This window comes from Proteus sp. fly-1067, assembly GCF_040139345.1.
Taxonomy (GTDB): domain Bacteria; phylum Pseudomonadota; class Gammaproteobacteria; order Enterobacterales; family Enterobacteriaceae; genus Proteus; species Proteus vulgaris_B.
The window spans coordinates 172,283-188,749 of sequence record NZ_JBEEUL010000008.1; the positions used below are offsets into that span (position 1 = coordinate 172,283).

Here is a 16,467-nt window from a genome sequence, read left to right on the forward strand (position 1 = left end):
CGAATAGTTATTACCAGGACTGAGTCGCTTTGAAGTTTTCTAGCACGCCTTTCAGCTTCGCTTCGATTTCTTCGTTATAAGTACCAGTCTGGTTGATTTCTTTCAATAAATCAGCATGTTCACGAGAGGCATAAGCTAATAAAGCCGCTTCAAATGGCACAACTTTTGAAATTTCAACATCTTCCAGATAACCACGTTCTGCTGCATACAGTGCTAAAGACTGTTGTGCGACAGACATTGGTTCGTACTGTTTCTGTTTCAGCAATTCAGTCACTTTCTGACCGTGGTTCAATTGTTTACGGGTAGCATCATCCAGATCAGAAGCGAACTGTGAGAATGCTGCCAGCTCACGATACTGCGCAAGTGCAGTACGGATACCACCAGAAAGTTTCTTCATAATCTTAGTCTGAGCTGCACCACCTACACGAGATACGGAGATCCCTGGGTTAACAGCTGGACGGATACCTGCGTTAAACAGGTTAGATTCTAAGAAGATCTGACCATCGGTAATAGAGATTACGTTCGTAGGAACGAATGCAGAAACGTCCCCTGCTTGCGTTTCGATAATTGGTAACGCAGTCAGAGAGCCGGTTTTACCTTTAACTTCACCATTAGTGAATGCTTCTACGTACTCAGCATTAACGCGAGCAGCACGCTCAAGTAAACGGGAGTGCAGATAGAAAACGTCACCTGGATATGCTTCACGTCCTGGTGGACGACGAAGTAACAGTGAAATTTGACGGTATGCGACAGCCTGTTTAGACAGGTCATCATAAATAATCAGGGCATCTTCACCACGGTCACGGAAGTATTCACCCATTGCACAACCTGAATAAGGAGCTAGGTATTGTAGAGCTGCTGATTCTGATGCAGAAGCAACAACAACAATGGTGTTTTCTAACGCGCCATGTTCTTCTAATTTACGAACAACGTTCGAAATAGTAGAGGCTTTCTGACCGATAGCGACATAAATACATTTAATGCCAGAGTCACGTTGGTTGATGATCGCATCGACAGCCAGAGCAGTTTTACCTGTTTGACGGTCACCGATGATCAACTCACGCTGACCACGACCGATTGGGATCATGGCATCGACGGATTTGTAACCTGTTTGTACAGGCTGATCAACTGATTGACGGTCGATAACACCAGGAGCAATCATCTCAACAGGTGAGAATCCATCATGCTCTACAGCGCCTTTACCATCAATCGGCTCACCCAGTGTGTTTACCACACGGCCAAGCAGACCACGCCCTACAGGTACTTCCAGAATACGACCTGTACATTTAACTTTCATGCCTTCTGCTAAGTCAGCATAAGGACCCATCACAACCGCACCAACAGAGTCGCGCTCTAAGTTCAGTGCGATAGCGAAACGGTTACCCGGCAGTGCGATCATCTCACCCTGCATAACTTCGGCTAAACCGTGGATACGAATGATACCGTCACTGACGGAAACAATCGTACCTTCATTGTGAGCTTCACTCACTACATTGAACTGAGCAATGCGCTGCTTGATCAGTTCGCTGATTTCAGTGGAATTCAGTTGCATATGCTCCAGTCCCCTTAAGACTGCAAGACGTCAGTTAATCGCTCTAAACGGCCACGAATACTGCCATCGATGACGAGGTCACCGGCGCGTATAATCATGCCTGCGATAACAGACTTATCAATTTTGCAATTCAGCTTCACTTTGCGTGATAGACGATTTTCCATCGCTGCAGAAATGTTAGCTAGCTGCTGTTTAGTTAGCTCAATGGCAGAAGTTACTTCAACGTCAACCGTTGACTCTAGTACTGCGCGCAATTGAATAAATTGGCTCAATACTTCAGGCAACGTTGATAAACGGCCATTCTCAGCCATAACACGAATTAAATTCTGAGCATGTTCATCTAATTGATCGCCACAAAGGTCAGCGAAGATGTTAGCCAGTTTTTCTGATGCTAAAGAACCAGAAAGTAATTCGGTTACCTGCTCATTGCGTGCTACTTCAGCGGTGAACGCCAGCATAACCTGCCATTTATCGACAGCCTGGTTTTCCACAGCAAAGTCAAAAGCTGCTTTGGCGTAGGGGCGAGCTACAGTTGCTATTTCAGACATGCCCCTCCCTCCTTACAGTTCAGCGACCAGTTTATCAACGATGTCGCTATTAGCAGCTTCATCCACGGAACGTTCAATAATTTTCTCGGCACCTGCGATAGCCAGCATTGCGACTTGTTTACGGAGTTCTTCACGAGCACGTTTACGCTCTGCATCCAGTTCGGATTGAGCTTGTGCAACGATCTTACTACGTTCTTGCTCTGCTTCTGCTTTAGCTTCTTCAATCATTTGAGTGCGTTGTTTATTCGCTGATTCAATGATTGCTTGTGCTTCTGCTTTTGCTTTCGCTAGCTGATCGCCTGCATCGGCTTTCGCTAAATCTAAGTCCTTTTTAGCTCGTTCTGCAGATGATAAACCGTCAGCAATTTCTTTTTGACGTTTTTCAATGGCCGCCATGATTGGTGGCCATACGAATTTCATGCAGAACAAAACAAACAGGACAAATGCGACGGCCTGGCCGAGGATTGTTGCATTTAAATTCACAGCACAATACCTCTTTCTTGGTTATAAACTAACTTGATGCTTTTACTGCTCATTACCATCATTAGGCAACAGCAAACATCACGTAAAGGCCCAGACCCACAGCAATCATTGGGATGGCATCAACCAGACCCATAACGATAAAGAACTGTGTACGCAGAAGAGGGATCAGATCAGGCTGACGAGCAGCACCTTCTAAAAATTTGCCTCCGAGGATTCCGATACCGATTGCAGCACCGATTGCAGCTAAACCCATCATAATAGCGGCAGCCATGTACAGCAGATCCATACTCAGGTTTTCCATGACAGTCTCCAGTTTGTTTCAGTTATTTCTTCAAAGAGTTAATAATTAATGTTCTTCAGATGCCATCGACAGATAAACAATCGTTAGAACCATGAAAATAAAGGCTTGTAACGTAATAATCAGTATGTGGAATATCGCCCAAGGAAGGCTTAATAACCACTGTGACCACCACGGTAACAGACCAGCAATAAGAATAAAGATCAGTTCACCTGCATACATGTTACCAAACAGTCGAAGACCGAGTGAAACAGGTTTTGATAGCAGGCTTACCCCTTCCAAGATTAAGTTGACAGGAATAAAAATTGGGTGATTAAAAGGCTGTAAAGTCAGCTCTTTAGTAAACCCTTTTATACCTTTCATCTTAATGCTATAGAAAAGGATCAGGATAAATACACCAATTGCCATCGAAAGAGTAATACTCACGTCCGCAGTCGGAACGATGCGTAACGCTGGTAACCCTAAGATGTGTTCACCGATATAAGGGATGAAGTCGATTGGTAATAAATCCAGGGCATTCATTAACAGCACCCAAACGAACACAGTCAATGCCAAAGGTGCAATGACCTTGCTCTTTCCGTGATACATATCACGAACGCTGCTATCAACGAAACCGATGATCATTTCTACTGCAGTCTGGAATTTTCCCGGTACGCCACTGGTTGCTCTTACTGCTACTTTTCTAAACAGCCATAGGAATAATGCTCCCATTAATACTGAAAAGAAAAGTGAGTCAATATTTAACACCCAGAATGATGGCGCATTTTCAGCATGGGGATTGACCAACTCGAAAGTACGTAGGTCCAACTGAAGGTTATTCAGGTGGTGACCTATGTAGTCTCTAGTGGTTAATGCTTCTCCTGATGCAGACATGATGCCAATTACCCTTTTGTTGTTAAAAACGCTAACCGTTAATGACGGCTGGTGCAACGACCTGCATAACAAGCACCGCTAAGTAGGTCATGACCAGTGGTGCAAATGCCGCTTTAAACACTCCTAAAGCAACAATCAGCAAGGCTATTGATAATATAACCTTCAACCCTTCACTGAAAGCAAAAAGCCAGTTTATGCGAACTGGAGCTTCTTCTTCGTTGACTTTTTGTAAGCGCATTAACAAAAGAAAAGCAATATTGGGTAACCAACATGCCATTCCGCCCAAAAAAGCCGAAAAACTCCAGTCTGTACTCTTTAAGTAGAAACCCGCACTGAGAATAACAAAAGTCATAAACTGCAAAAATAACAGTTTCAGTGCAACTTTCCCGTTGTAGAGGGAGACAGACATGACGTTTGTATTCTCCAGACTAGCTATCGTAAAAGGTATTACTGAATGATGTATCAAACTGTCTTTGCTATAAAGTGTCAAGTGACAAAAACGAGCAAATTATACGGGGCGTGGCAATGAATTCAATCAATAAGTAGCGAAAAAGTGAAGATTAATTTAAATTTCTTACCAAGGTTCCATTTATGAAAAATGATTAAGGACAAAAAGAATAAAAATAATAGAGCCGAATAAAATAAATAGCGTGACATACATCACAAATATAAAAGTATAAATAAAGCTTATTTCATAAAATATATAACTAAGTTAACAATTAACTGCCCTTTTATGAACAATTTAGTGTCAATTGGAAAAAAATTGACCCTTTTTCAATTAAATAAATTCAATTTTTTTATAATGCACAGAATTATTAATTTATTTTGGAAATAAAATAAGAAAAACTCAGACTACAAAGCGAATTAACTTAAAAGATAATAAAATGTTAATTTATTGTTTTATTAAAGTGAATTTTAATGTTTCCTATTATTCCCCATAAAACAAATGGCGATAACATTGTAAATGTTATCGCCAGAGCACAAAAAATGAAAAAAAGGTCAATAAGACAGGTAATTTTTGATTAAATAATCACCAAATGTCTTTGTTCATTCAATTCAGGAATGGATAAGCTGATCACTTTTTTAGGTGTTTTTAATCCATTATCAGCAAGTTCATCCAACTCTTCTTGATGAATTTGACCTTTTAATGCGTAAAAATCCCCTTGTTCTTCAGCCACCAAATGAGAACACCAAGAAAGCATGTCTTTCATAGATGCAAACGCACGACTGATAACACCATCAAAAGGTTTCTCAGGTTGGTACTCTTCAACACGATATTGAACAGGCTCGATGTTATTAAGCCCTAATTCATGTTGAACTTGCTTCATAAAGCGAACTCGCTTGCCTAAGCTATCCAATAAGACAAAGTGATGATCGGGGCGCATTATAGCCAAAGGAATACCCGGTAATCCGGGCCCTGTACCTACATCAATAAATCTTTCACCTTCAAGGTATTGGCTAACCACAATACTATCCAATATATGGCGGATTAGCATTTGCTGTGGATCTCTCACTGAGGTCAAGTTATACGCTTTATTCCACTTATCAAGCATCATCACGTAACCCGTTAGCTTTTCAGCTTGAATATCTGTTAGCTCAATATTGGCTTGCTTAGCCAGCTTTTTTAGCCGATTAAGTAAGTCGCTCATGATGCACTCCTGCGTAATAAGCCTTGTTTTTTTAACCATACTAATAAAATGGAGATAGCCGCGGGTGTTACACCTGAGATCCTTGATGCTTGACCGATAGAAGTCGGTTTATGATCGTTAAGCTTGGCAATAACTTCGTTAGATAATCCACTCACTTGCTTGTAGTCGAGATCAATCGGTAATGCCGCGTTTTCATTACGCTGTTTCTTTTCGATCTCTTCTTGTTGACGATTAATGTAACCTTCGTATTTAACTTGGATCTCAACTTGCTCTGCTGCTTGTGGTTTTGAATCGTCAATACCAGGCGCAAAACGAGCTATTTTTTTCAGTATCTCGTACGTCATTTCAGGACGACGTAATAGATCTTCACCATTAGCTTCTTTAGATAATGGAGTATTTAGTAATTCATTGATTTCAGAAAGATTATCTGCTTGAGGATGAACCCAAATATTTCTTAAACGTTGACGTTCTTTTTCAACAAGTTCTACTTTTTCACTAAATTGAGCCCAGCGATTATCATCAACCATGCCTAATTCACGAGCTATTTCTGTCAGGCGTAAATCTGCATTATCTTCACGTAACATCAAACGATATTCCGCACGAGACGTAAACATGCGGTATGGCTCTTTTGTACCTAAAGTACAAAGATCATCAACTAATACACCAATGTAAGCTTGATCACGACGTGGGAACCAACCTTCTTGATCATAGGCATAACGTGCCGCATTAAGCCCTGCAAGCATACCTTGAGCAGCAGCTTCTTCATAACCGGTTGTACCGTTAATTTGGCCTGCAAAAAATAACCCGTTGATAAATTTGCTTTCTAGAGTCTGTTTTAGATCTCTTGGATCGAAGAAGTCATATTCAATGGCATAACCTGGTCTAATGATCTTCGCGTTTTCCATACCTTTCATGGAATTTACAATTTGCATTTGAACATCAAAAGGTAAACTTGTTGAAATACCATTTGGGTAAATCTCGTTACTGGTTAAGCCTTCTGGCTCTAAAAAGATCTGATGTGAATTACGATCAGCAAATCGCATCACCTTATCTTCAATAGATGGGCAATAACGAGGCCCTATTCCTTCGATGACCCCTGCATACATTGGGCTACGATCGAGGTTATTACGGATAACGTCGTGGGTTTTTTCGTTAGTATATGTGATATGGCAAGGCATTTGCTCTGGGTGCTGATCCACATTACCTAAAAACGAGAAAACAGGCATAGGTGTATCGCCTAGCTGAACAGCCAATTGGCTAAAATCAATAGTTCTAGCATCTATACGAGGTGGTGTTCCTGTTTTTAAGCGACCAACACGTAAAGGTAATTCGCGTAATCGGTGTGATAGTGAAACTGAAGGAGGATCTCCTGCACGACCACCACTGTAGTTTTCTAAGCCAATGTGAATTTTTCCATCAAGGAAAGTTCCTACAGTTAAAACTACTGATTTAGCACGGAATTTTAATCCCATACGAGTAACTGCACCCGTTACTTGGTCATTTTCAACAATCAGATCTTCTACTGGTTGTTGGAAGATCATCAAATTAGGTTGATTTTCAAGTGTGGTACGAACAGCTTGGCGGTAAAGAACACGGTCTGCTTGTGCTCTTGTTGCTCTTACAGCAGGTCCCTTACTTGCGTTAAGGGTTCTAAATTGAATACCGGCATGGTCAATGGCAGTTGCCATTAATCCACCCATGGCATCGATCTCTTTTACCAGATGCCCTTTACCAATCCCACCAATAGCTGGGTTACAAGACATTTGGCCCAAAGTATCAATATTGTGGGTCAGTAATAGGGTTTGACGCCCCATACGAGCTGCAGCCATAGCGGCTTCTGTACCGGCGTGACCACCACCGATGACAATGACGTCAAAGTGTTCTGGATAAAACATGTGTGAACCTTAAATGTTACGAATGCTGAATGTGTTGCATTGGGAAAACGAATTCTACTCAACTTTTTGACAGATACAAGCGAGCTGATCCGCAGGTAATTATTTAAAGATCTTTTTATTTAAAGATCTCTTTATTAGATCTTTTATTAAGGAAGCGATCCTCTGTGGATAAGTGGATTTTCTATTTAAAGATCATAAAAGTGTAAAGGATCATATACTGTGAATGATCCGTGATCTATCTGCTGATAAGCTGGGATCAAAATGACGAGTTATACACAGGTCATTTCTTGATAGAGGCTTATACAATGGATAACTACGGGTTAACCCCTGCTTTTAAGCAGAGTTATCCACATTCGTTTGCTGTTTTTTTGTTCAAATTAAAGTAAATTTTTCCAAGAAGCTATCCATTCTTCAGCTGGATCTTCCGGAATGTCATATTTTTGAATATCAATTTCGAGGCGATCACCAAGGCGAGTAGCTCCTTTTTCTATTAATTTTTGATCCAATGTCCTGATCGCACCACAGAAAGTGTCATATTCACTACTTCCTATGCCGATCGCACCAAAAGAGACATTGCTTAGATCAATAGAGTTCGCCGAAATCTCATCAGCAAAAGGCTGTAGGTTGTCAGGAATATCACCTGCACCATGCGTGGAAGTCACCACCAGCCAGATCCCTTCATTGGGAAGATCATTAAGTGAAGGGCCATGGTGTAAATCTGTCTCAAAACCTTCTTCAGATAAGATCTCTGCAAGGTGTTCTGCTACATATTCAGCACTACCCATGGTACTGCCACTAATTAGAGTGACTTTTTTCATTAATGATCTCCTTATGTTCAAGACGCGCTATTGTACGCTGTGAATCACTTGGGATCTACCTGTGGATAATGTGGTTATAAAAAAAAATAAGAATTAACCCTTATGGCTTGATCGTCCTTATTATCGGGTTTTGCAGTGAGATCAATGTTTCTGTTGATTGAATTTCATCAATTGTCTGAATTTTGTTGATAAGTACGTCTTGTAGTGCTTCTATACTTTTACACATTACCTTAATAAAAATGCTGTATTGTCCTGTTGTGTAGTACACCTCTACGACTTCATCTAACTTATCTAACTTATCTAATGCTGTATGGTAGTCTTTTGCACTCTTTAAAATGATGCCAATAAAGCAACAGACATCAAAACCTAATTGCTTTGCACTGATATCAACACGTGTTCCCGTAATAATTCCCGCTTGCTTCATTTTCTCTACTCGGACATGGATTGTGCCCGGGCTTACTTCGAATTTTTTGGCTAATTCAGCGTAAGGTGTTCTTGCATTGGCCATTAATGCGTGAAGTATGTCACGATCGAGATTATCGATCTGATAAATATTGTCCATAAATTCCTCCTGTTTTTAACGATAATACATTTTTATAGCGCTATTTTTAACGATTTAAAACAAGCAAGGCTATTTTTAATGAAGTATATTGAATTTAGTACCTGTTTTGTTGCTTAATCTATATCAGCGAAACACGACATCACCACTAGGGATATAAAAATGGAAAAATCATTCATCCAGACTCAACAGCAAATTAGCTTTGTTAAATCATATTTTTCTCGTCTGCTGGAAAAAGAATTAGGACTGATTGAAGTTCAAGGACCGATCTTAAGTCGCCTTGGTGATGGAACTCAAGATAACTTATCTGGGCATGAGAAGGCGGTACAAGTTAAAGTCAAATCTTTACCAGATTCTACTTTTGAAGTTGTCCATTCATTAGCAAAATGGAAACGTAAAACATTAGGTCGTTTTGGATTTAGTTCTGGTCAGGGTCTTTATACACATATGAAAGCGTTGCGACCAGACGAAGATCGCTTAACTCAGATCCACTCTGTCTATGTTGATCAGTGGGACTGGGAAAAAGTGATGGAAGCTAAGGATCGTACTGTTCCTTACCTTAAGCAGACAGTGGGTAAAATTTATCAGGCAATAAAAGAAACTGAAAAAGCCGTCAGCGAAGAATTTGGTCTGGTACCGTTCCTGCCAGATCAAATTCAATTTATCCACACTGAAGAGTTATTGCGCCGTTATCCTGACCTTGATGCTAAAGGCCGTGAAAAAGCGATAGCAAAAGAATATGGCGCCGTTTTCTTAATTGGTATTGGTGGAAAACTTTCAAGTGGCGAATCTCATGATGTCAGAGCACCTGATTATGATGACTGGACGACACCAAACGAAGATGGATTTGAAGGTTTAAACGGTGACATTTTAGTCTGGAACCCAGTATTACAAGATGCATTTGAGTTGTCATCAATGGGTATCCGTGTCGATCCTGAAACATTAATGCGTCAGTTAACATTAACCGATGATACTAAGCGCCTAGAGCTTGATTGGCACAAAGCATTAATGCATGGCGATATGCCACAAACTATTGGGGGGGGTATTGGCCAATCACGTTTAGTAATGCTACTTCTGCAAAAAGAGCATATTGGTCAAGTACAGTGCGGTGTGTGGGAAAAAGACACCCGTTTAGCTTTCGCTGATATGTTGTAATTATTGGCGCCAGCGTCGAAGTAAGCGACTTTTTAATCCAGTATCAAAACGCCATATATGGTCAAAGATTTTCATGATACTGGGTTTACCGTAATTGGATAGAGTAACCGCATGGAAGCGATTGTGCTGTTGCTGTTGGCTTTTTTTGATTTTGTTGATTAGGTTTTCGGGTAACCTTTGGGCGACAAAGTCAGAAATAACAACAGCATCAGCATCTTTCCATGCTGGGCTATTTAGTTTTTCTGCAACATCATCCAAACATGTACTTAAATCCGTACCCCCTCTAAATGATTGATTTAAAAATTTGATAAGCTCTTGTAGACCGTTAGATGAGGATAACTGGTAATGAACCGTTTCCGTTGAAAATAACATCACATGACACGAGCGATTGTCTGCAAGTGCTATTTTCATTAATGCTAATCCAAAAGCTTTTGCGCACTGTTCATTAAAACCTCCCATTGAACCTGATGTATCAATACACACTATAAAAGGCCCTCTAGGTCTTTCTTCATCGTGATGATGAGTTATTGGACGTAAGACAGTACGCTCTTGCCAATTATCACCTTGTAATCGGTAAGTATTAAGTTGTTTTTCCACCAGCTTTCTATAAAACTCATACTCAATTTCATTAATGCCTAACAAGGCGAGCTCAGCGGGAAGTAAGCGTAAGATATCATCACTGAGTCCTATTCCGTTGACTTGCTCCGGTGTCGTATCAGGTGCTTTTTCAACAATAGTGACAGGTTCAAAAATAACACTCTCTTCAGGAAGAGATTTGGCTGTTTTGCTACGACCTAGCAAACTTGCGAGTTTGTGTAATTCAGGTTGTTGATCGAGAAAATCGCTATAACGCTGAATAATTTTCTCATCGAAAGGGGTTTTTGTTAAAACACCTTTACTCATATCCCATAAACGCCCTGCTGCACGCTCATTTTCTGAAAATGTATTACTTAAGCTTCCACTTAGCGCTAAACGTTCCTGAAGCTCAGCAAGAAGTTGCTCTTGTTCTTGATCAAATAAGGCTTTGTGTAATGCCGTGACTTGGAAAATTAAACTTATTCGCCAGTGTTGGATAAACAAAGCTTGCTGAGCAGGAGAAAACGGTTTGTTTGTTTTGATAAGCTGAGAAGCTTCTTCGATAAAAGAGGAATCTAATTTATTTAATTCAGCAAGGATGTGTTCAACTTGCTGATTAAATATCGCATTACCTAATGACTGCGTTTGTTGGTAAAGAGCAAATTCATCAGCAATCATAGTGGGCACTAATGTCTCTTTAACTCTTTGTTGTAGGCTTTTTTTCCATTGATGGATATCTTTAAGTAATGCTTTCTTTAATCTTGGGTGCTTTTCAAAAAAAACAGCTAATTGAGGAGAGGCTAATATAGCAATAATAACTTCTTCGATAAGTTGCCCTTCATTTATAGCTAAAAGCATATCTAATGTTGAAAGTGTCAGCATAATCTCATCACTTTATTTGGCTTTTTAATTGCGACAATTTTTCATTAAGCTGAACAAAACTTTGTTCTATGGAAATAAGCCAATCATTATCAATAAATAAATTTGGTTGATGATGATTAAATTTTTCCTGCTCACCATAAATTTCTTGAGCCAGATCTTTTAATTTATCTTGCCACTCTTTGTTATTATCAATTAAGGGTGTAGGTGCTGTTTCTTTTTGTTGGTAAAGAGAGGTTGTGCGTCGGCTTACATCTAAAATTTCTAATACACCATCTTGACGAATTTGTGCATTAATTGATTGAGGGAAGCCAATACCATTTAAACGCGCTAATAACTCATCCCCTTTTGCCAAGAAGTTTTCTAATGATTTTTGCTCGATAGTAATAAAGTTAACTTGAATACTGTGTATATGCAGTGGGATATGTAAAAACAGTGTGTATTTATCTGCCCGTATTTTTTCTGGCAGATTAAAATGAACATTACGGCCAAACATTCCACTTTGTTTTTCAAAACGAAAAGCTTGCTGATCTTGTTTACTTCTCGTTGATTGCATCCACTCAGCCCACAACTCCTCTGTTTTTCTGATCAATTCTAGCTGGTGGTAAGCTTGTTCTGTTAAAAGACTGTGTAACAGTTTATCTAATAACGCAAATGATGCTTGATCGTGCCAAAGACAATCTTTTAATAAAATAAGATCTAATGGAGAAATAACACTGCGACCATTGAAGAATGCGCTGGCTTGTAAAAGACGAACTGCTTTTTTCCAACGTCTATCAGAAACATAAGGAGCAGCATCACTTTTATCTAAAGACTCGCGAAGTTGATAAATTAAATCGAATAAATGGTCATCTAATGTGATTTTTTCTAATTCTGATTGCCAGCGTGAAAATTCTTCTGTAGTAATTTGAAGATGAGCCGGAATATGAAAAAAACCAACTTCTTTATTAATGAGTAAAGCACGAAAGTTTTTCTTATCTTGTACTTTTGTTAGCCAAATACGGATAAGCATTCGGTCATAAAGCGCTTCAAGGCTACTATCTGAATCAGGTAATTCATTCGAGGCTGAAACTAATAAGCGCATTGGGATGCTGACTTCAGTTTCCCCATTTCTAAATTTACGTTCATTTATTGCTGTTAATAACGTATTTAGAATAGCAGGTCCTGCTTTCCATATTTCATCAAGAAAGACCACTTCGGCATCGGGTAAATAGCCATCAACTAAACGTTGGTATTTACCTTCATCTTTTAAGGCTTGAATAGATAAAGGACCAAAAATTTCTTCAGGAGTGGAAAAACGTGTCATTAAATATTCAAACGCTTTTGCCTCTTTAAATGCTTCTTTCATCCTTCTTGCTATTAAGCTTTTAGCAATTCCAGGAGGACCAAGTAAAAAAACACTTTCACCACTCAGTGCCGCAAGTAAACAAAGACGGATTGCAGACTGTCGTTCATAAAGCCCAGTCTCAAGGTATTGGCTAAGTTGTGAAATCCGTTCTGCTAGCTGCATAAACACTCCTAATAGTGGGTACTTATTTTCATTATTCCCCGAAAATATCAGAAAAGGATTGCTGACATATAGTCAAACATTCTATTAGCACACAATTTGTTTATAACAAAAATCGATTCAGCTTCCTACTGCTTATTTTTGGTTCTTTTTTGTTTTTCTAGCGAAACGTTTCGATGGTGATCACGTTTTTTCATTAATGTTGCTGAGATGATCGGTTTAAAATATTGCATGTTATTTATTCAGTGTATTTAGAATTTATTATTGAGAGTAAGGAAAAATCATGGAAGCGAAGAAACTTGTGATTTTAGGTAGTGTTAATGCTGATCATATTCTTAATGTTGCCCATTTTCCGCTTCCTGGTGAAACCATTTCAGGTAATCAATTTCAAATGGTATTCGGCGGTAAAGGAGCTAATCAAGCAGTAGCTGCTGGGCGTTGTGGTGCGAATATTTCATTTTTAGCTTGTTTGGGAAATGATGATATTGGTCAAAAAGCTAAGGCTCAATTAATTACTGATAACATTAAAACTCATAGTATTGAGTTAATTGATGATGAAGCAACAGGCGTTGCCCTGATTTTTGTTAATCGGCATGGTGAAAATGTTATTGGTATTCATGCTGGAGCTAATGGTCGGTTAGATCCGCATTATGTGCAACGTCATAGCCGTATTATAAAAGAAGCCGATGCACTATTAATGCAATTAGAGTCACCGCTTGATTCGGTATTGAAGGCGGCTGAAATGGCGAAACAAGAAAATGTGCAGGTAATATTAAATCCAGCGCCTGCTCAAGCACTACCTGATGAATTACTGTCACTGGTTGATGTTATTACACCAAATGAAACAGAAACTGAATATTTGACTGGAATTAAAGTCATTGATGATAAAAGTGCACAGCAAGCCGCTGAGGTTTTGCATAATAAAGGCATTAAAACAGTTCTTATTACATTAGGTAGTCGTGGTGTTTGGGTTAGCGAGCAAAATAATAAGGGATGTATTGTTCCTGCTTTTAAAGTGAAAGCAGTAGATACTATTGCTGCTGGTGATACTTTTAATGGTGCTTTAATAACAGCCTTATTGGAAGGGCAGCCTATGATGTCAGCCATAACATTTGCTCATGCTGCTGCTGCAATTGCCGTGACTCGTTCTGGCGCTCAGCCTTCTGTACCTTGGCGTCATGAAGTAGATGCTTTTTTGTCTGCATCATTATCATGATCTTCTCTATATAAAGAAGAAATAAAAAGAGAGCTTAAGCTCTCTTTTCTCTTTTAATCTGAATAAAGTAATTAGTTATTTTTCTTTTTATTCGTTAGGTTATCGCCATCATGTTTATCGAGGAGTAAAAATACGAAGGAGGACAGTAATGTAATAATACCTACCGTAATAAAAGTATAGTGGAAGTTATCAATAGTAGTGCCAACGTTTTCAGTATCAAAATATCCTAAGATAGACGCACTGACAGCAATACCAAAACTAATAGCCAGCTGTTGAGTAACAGCTAAAACACTATTTCCTGAACTTGCATTATTATCTGTTAAGTCAGCCAATGAAATTGTATTCATCGATGTAAATTGTATCGACATTACCACACCTAATAAAAAGAGTGGGATAACAAGATAGTAAATAGACATGTCTGGAGATTGAAGTGAAAATTGAGTAATCATCAAACCAATAATAATAGTGATAGCAAAGAGCGTTCGGCGATAGCTAAATTTTACTAAGATCTTTGTGACAAATGATTTTGCTAAAATAGAGCCCAGAGCCATTGGTGCTAGCATCATACCGGAAACAATTGCAGGGTAGCCAAAGCCAACTTGTAACATAAGTGGCATTAAAAAAGGAATACAGCCAGTTCCTAGCCTTGTTGCAATGTTACCTGCAATTCCTACAGAGAAGGTCCGTGTTTTAAAAATATTTAATGGGATCAGAGGCTGCTGGTGGCGTCTTGCATGATTAATATATAAACCAAGTAGAGAAAAACCACCTAAAATAACGGCTATAGGAATATAGCGAGAGATATTTTTATCACCAAAAAGATCAAGACTAACTGAAAGCATCACTAAACCAAAGCCAAAGAAAATAAAACCCAGTAAATCGAATTTACGTTTTGGCATAATAAAATTAGGCATATGCTTTATCGCATAGAAAATACCTAATAGGCCAATAGGGATATTTATTATAAATATCCAATGCCAAGAGGCATAAGTAACTAAAATCCCCCCTAAAAGAGGCCCTACTATGGGGCCTACCAATCCAGGCATAGTAACAAAATTTAGAATGGGCAATAATTCACTACGTGGATAGGCTCTTAATAAAGCAAGGCGTGCAACTGGCATCATCATTGCTCCACCGATTCCTTGTATAATTCGTGAAATAACAAGAAAAGAGAGGTTCGGAGAAAGTGCACATAATAAAGAGCCAGCAGAAAATAAAGAAACCGCAATAATAAAAATTTGGCGAGTTCCAAATCTGTCAGCTAGCCACCCACTAACGGGAATTAATAATGCCACAGTTAATGTGTAGCTAATAACAGCCGATTGCATGGCGAGAGGTGAGTGATTAAGACTCTTGGCTATATCAGGTAATGCCGTATTAAGAATGGTTGCATCGAGAGCCTGCATAAAAAAAGCCATTGCAGCTATCCAAGGCAACCCAGACATATTTTTGGCGGATTTCAACATGAAGCATATACCGTCTTTGTTCTATATTTTGATTATCGCTTCATTATAAACAGAAAACCTTCAATTTTTGTATTAAAACTATTCAATCACTCGTTAATAAGATTAAACAGAGGTCGCGTGCTATATTTCCATCACCATCAATAATAGCTTGAACAATTTGGTTATGTGTTTCTGGCTGAACAGTTTCATTCCCCACAATAAGGTCGAAATACTTTTTATAAGCAGAAAGGAACAACGAACCAAAAGAAGCAAAAAATGGATTACCACTTGCTTGGTAAATAAGGTAGTGAAATTGTGTATCAATATCTAACCAATGTTGTCTGTCAAAATTCTCATCAAGTAACTGCATTTCTTTACCAAATAAAGAAAGAGACTGTTTTTGACTTTCGGTTGCATTAAAGGCGGCTAGATAACAGGCTTGTGGCTCTATGGCTAAACGAACATGGTGGAAGTAGTGACTGACTTTATTAAATTCACCACTGTCTATCCACCAATTAAGAAGATCATTATCTAATAAGTTCCAATTCTGCATTGGCGTTACTCGAGTGCCTATTCTTGGGCGAGGTAAAAGCATCCCTTTTGCTGCAAGCATTTTTATTGCTTCTCGAATAACGGTTCTACTGACAGAGAGTAATTCTGCTAATTCTATTTCTCCTGGTAACAAAGATTCAGGTTCGTAATGGCCAGAAAGAATTTGTTTACCCAATTTTTCAGCAACAATATAAGAAAGGTTTTTTTGAGAGGCTGAACGTTGTTCGCTAAATTGCATAATAAAGGTTACCTATACCATAATTTATCTTCTATCTTACGTGAGTCAGCTTGAGAAAGCTGTTTGGATTTTATGCTATCAGCATAAAAATAGAGCGTTTTTCTTTGTTTTGTTGAAAAAAAAAGCGAACAGAAAAAAAATTGAAATAAACACTTGCGCTAATCCGAGATCTCCCTATAATGCGCATCCACTGACCGGCGATGAGCAAACAACTAGCCACGCAG

The 16,467-nt window shown here is 39.0% G+C and carries 16 protein-coding genes; 2 read left to right on the forward strand and 14 right to left on the reverse strand.

Features of this window, described 5'->3' with window-relative positions; genetic code table 11:
* Positions 1-10: 10 nt before the first annotated feature.
* From atpA to asnC, 10 genes are all read right to left on the reverse strand, one after another.
* On the reverse strand, positions 11-1,552 hold the full coding sequence (gene atpA, locus ABN217_RS12590; RefSeq protein WP_109410108.1) for a F0F1 ATP synthase subunit alpha: 1,542 nt from the start codon (positions 1,550-1,552) through the stop codon (positions 11-13).
* Between the two features lie 14 nt (positions 1,553-1,566).
* Positions 1,567-2,100 carry a F0F1 ATP synthase subunit delta gene (gene atpH, locus ABN217_RS12595; protein ID WP_072071086.1) on the reverse strand — a complete coding sequence of 178 codons (534 nt, stop codon included), beginning with the start codon at positions 2,098-2,100 and terminating at the stop codon, positions 1,567-1,569.
* 12 nt (positions 2,101-2,112) lie between these two features.
* Positions 2,113-2,583 (reverse strand): F0F1 ATP synthase subunit B, encoded by a 471-nt coding sequence (gene atpF, locus ABN217_RS12600; RefSeq protein ID WP_072071087.1) that lies wholly within the window; start codon positions 2,581-2,583, stop codon positions 2,113-2,115.
* Positions 2,584-2,644: 61 nt separating this feature from the next.
* Complete coding sequence (gene atpE / locus ABN217_RS12605; RefSeq protein WP_004246596.1) at positions 2,645-2,884, reverse strand: F0F1 ATP synthase subunit C; 240 nt, start codon at positions 2,882-2,884, stop codon at positions 2,645-2,647.
* A gap of 45 nt (positions 2,885-2,929) precedes the next feature.
* The gene (atpB, locus tag ABN217_RS12610; protein ID WP_072071088.1) at positions 2,930-3,754 is read right to left on the reverse strand and encodes a F0F1 ATP synthase subunit A; all 825 of its coding nucleotides are present in this window, start codon (positions 3,752-3,754) and stop codon (positions 2,930-2,932) included.
* Positions 3,755-3,785: 31 nt separating this feature from the next.
* On the reverse strand, positions 3,786-4,163 hold the full coding sequence (gene atpI, locus ABN217_RS12615) for a F0F1 ATP synthase subunit I (RefSeq protein WP_115351345.1): 378 nt from the start codon (positions 4,161-4,163) through the stop codon (positions 3,786-3,788).
* A gap of 613 nt (positions 4,164-4,776) precedes the next feature.
* Entirely contained in the window at positions 4,777-5,403 is a 627-nt protein-coding gene (rsmG, locus tag ABN217_RS12620) for a 16S rRNA (guanine(527)-N(7))-methyltransferase RsmG (RefSeq protein ID WP_349439560.1), read from the reverse strand.
* Complete coding sequence (gene mnmG / locus ABN217_RS12625) at positions 5,400-7,298, reverse strand: tRNA uridine-5-carboxymethylaminomethyl(34) synthesis enzyme MnmG (protein ID WP_072071091.1); 1,899 nt, start codon at positions 7,296-7,298, stop codon at positions 5,400-5,402. Before mnmG ends, rsmG begins: the two co-directional genes overlap by 4 nt.
* 377 nt (positions 7,299-7,675) lie before the next feature.
* Positions 7,676-8,116 (reverse strand): FMN-binding protein MioC, encoded by a 441-nt coding sequence (gene mioC, locus ABN217_RS12630; protein ID WP_196554672.1) that lies wholly within the window; start codon positions 8,114-8,116, stop codon positions 7,676-7,678.
* Between the two features lie 100 nt (positions 8,117-8,216).
* Positions 8,217-8,678, reverse strand: coding sequence for a transcriptional regulator AsnC (gene asnC / locus ABN217_RS12635; protein WP_069367404.1), 462 nt, complete (start codon positions 8,676-8,678; stop codon positions 8,217-8,219).
* Positions 8,679-8,837: 159 nt separating this feature from the next.
* Between asnC and asnA the strand changes: the two genes are divergently transcribed.
* Positions 8,838-9,830 (forward strand): aspartate--ammonia ligase, encoded by a 993-nt coding sequence (gene asnA / locus ABN217_RS12640; protein ID WP_109399003.1) that lies wholly within the window; start codon positions 8,838-8,840, stop codon positions 9,828-9,830.
* Here the strand turns inward: asnA and viaA are convergent, their stop codons facing one another.
* Together viaA and ravA are read right to left on the reverse strand one after the other, a co-directional pair.
* The gene (gene viaA / locus ABN217_RS12645) at positions 9,831-11,288 is read right to left on the reverse strand and encodes an ATPase RavA stimulator ViaA (RefSeq protein WP_196554673.1); all 1,458 of its coding nucleotides are present in this window, start codon (positions 11,286-11,288) and stop codon (positions 9,831-9,833) included.
* A 7-nt stretch (positions 11,289-11,295) separates the two neighbouring features.
* A complete protein-coding gene (ravA, locus tag ABN217_RS12650; RefSeq protein ID WP_349439558.1) occupies positions 11,296-12,795 on the reverse strand; it encodes an ATPase RavA in 1,500 nt (499 codons plus the stop codon).
* Positions 12,796-13,075: 280 nt separating this feature from the next.
* Here ravA and rbsK point away from each other — a divergent pair, with 280 nt between their 5' ends.
* A complete protein-coding gene (gene rbsK, locus ABN217_RS12655; RefSeq protein ID WP_349439556.1) occupies positions 13,076-14,008 on the forward strand; it encodes a ribokinase in 933 nt (310 codons plus the stop codon).
* 71 nt (positions 14,009-14,079) lie between these two features.
* Here rbsK and mdtD read toward each other — a convergent pair whose 3' ends face one another.
* Both mdtD and ABN217_RS12665 read right to left on the reverse strand, forming a co-directional pair.
* Entirely contained in the window at positions 14,080-15,474 is a 1,395-nt protein-coding gene (mdtD, locus tag ABN217_RS12660) for a multidrug transporter subunit MdtD (protein WP_196554676.1), read from the reverse strand.
* Between the two features lie 82 nt (positions 15,475-15,556).
* The gene (locus ABN217_RS12665) at positions 15,557-16,243 is read right to left on the reverse strand and encodes a FadR/GntR family transcriptional regulator (protein ID WP_349459481.1); all 687 of its coding nucleotides are present in this window, start codon (positions 16,241-16,243) and stop codon (positions 15,557-15,559) included.
* Positions 16,244-16,467: the final 224 nt, after the last annotated feature.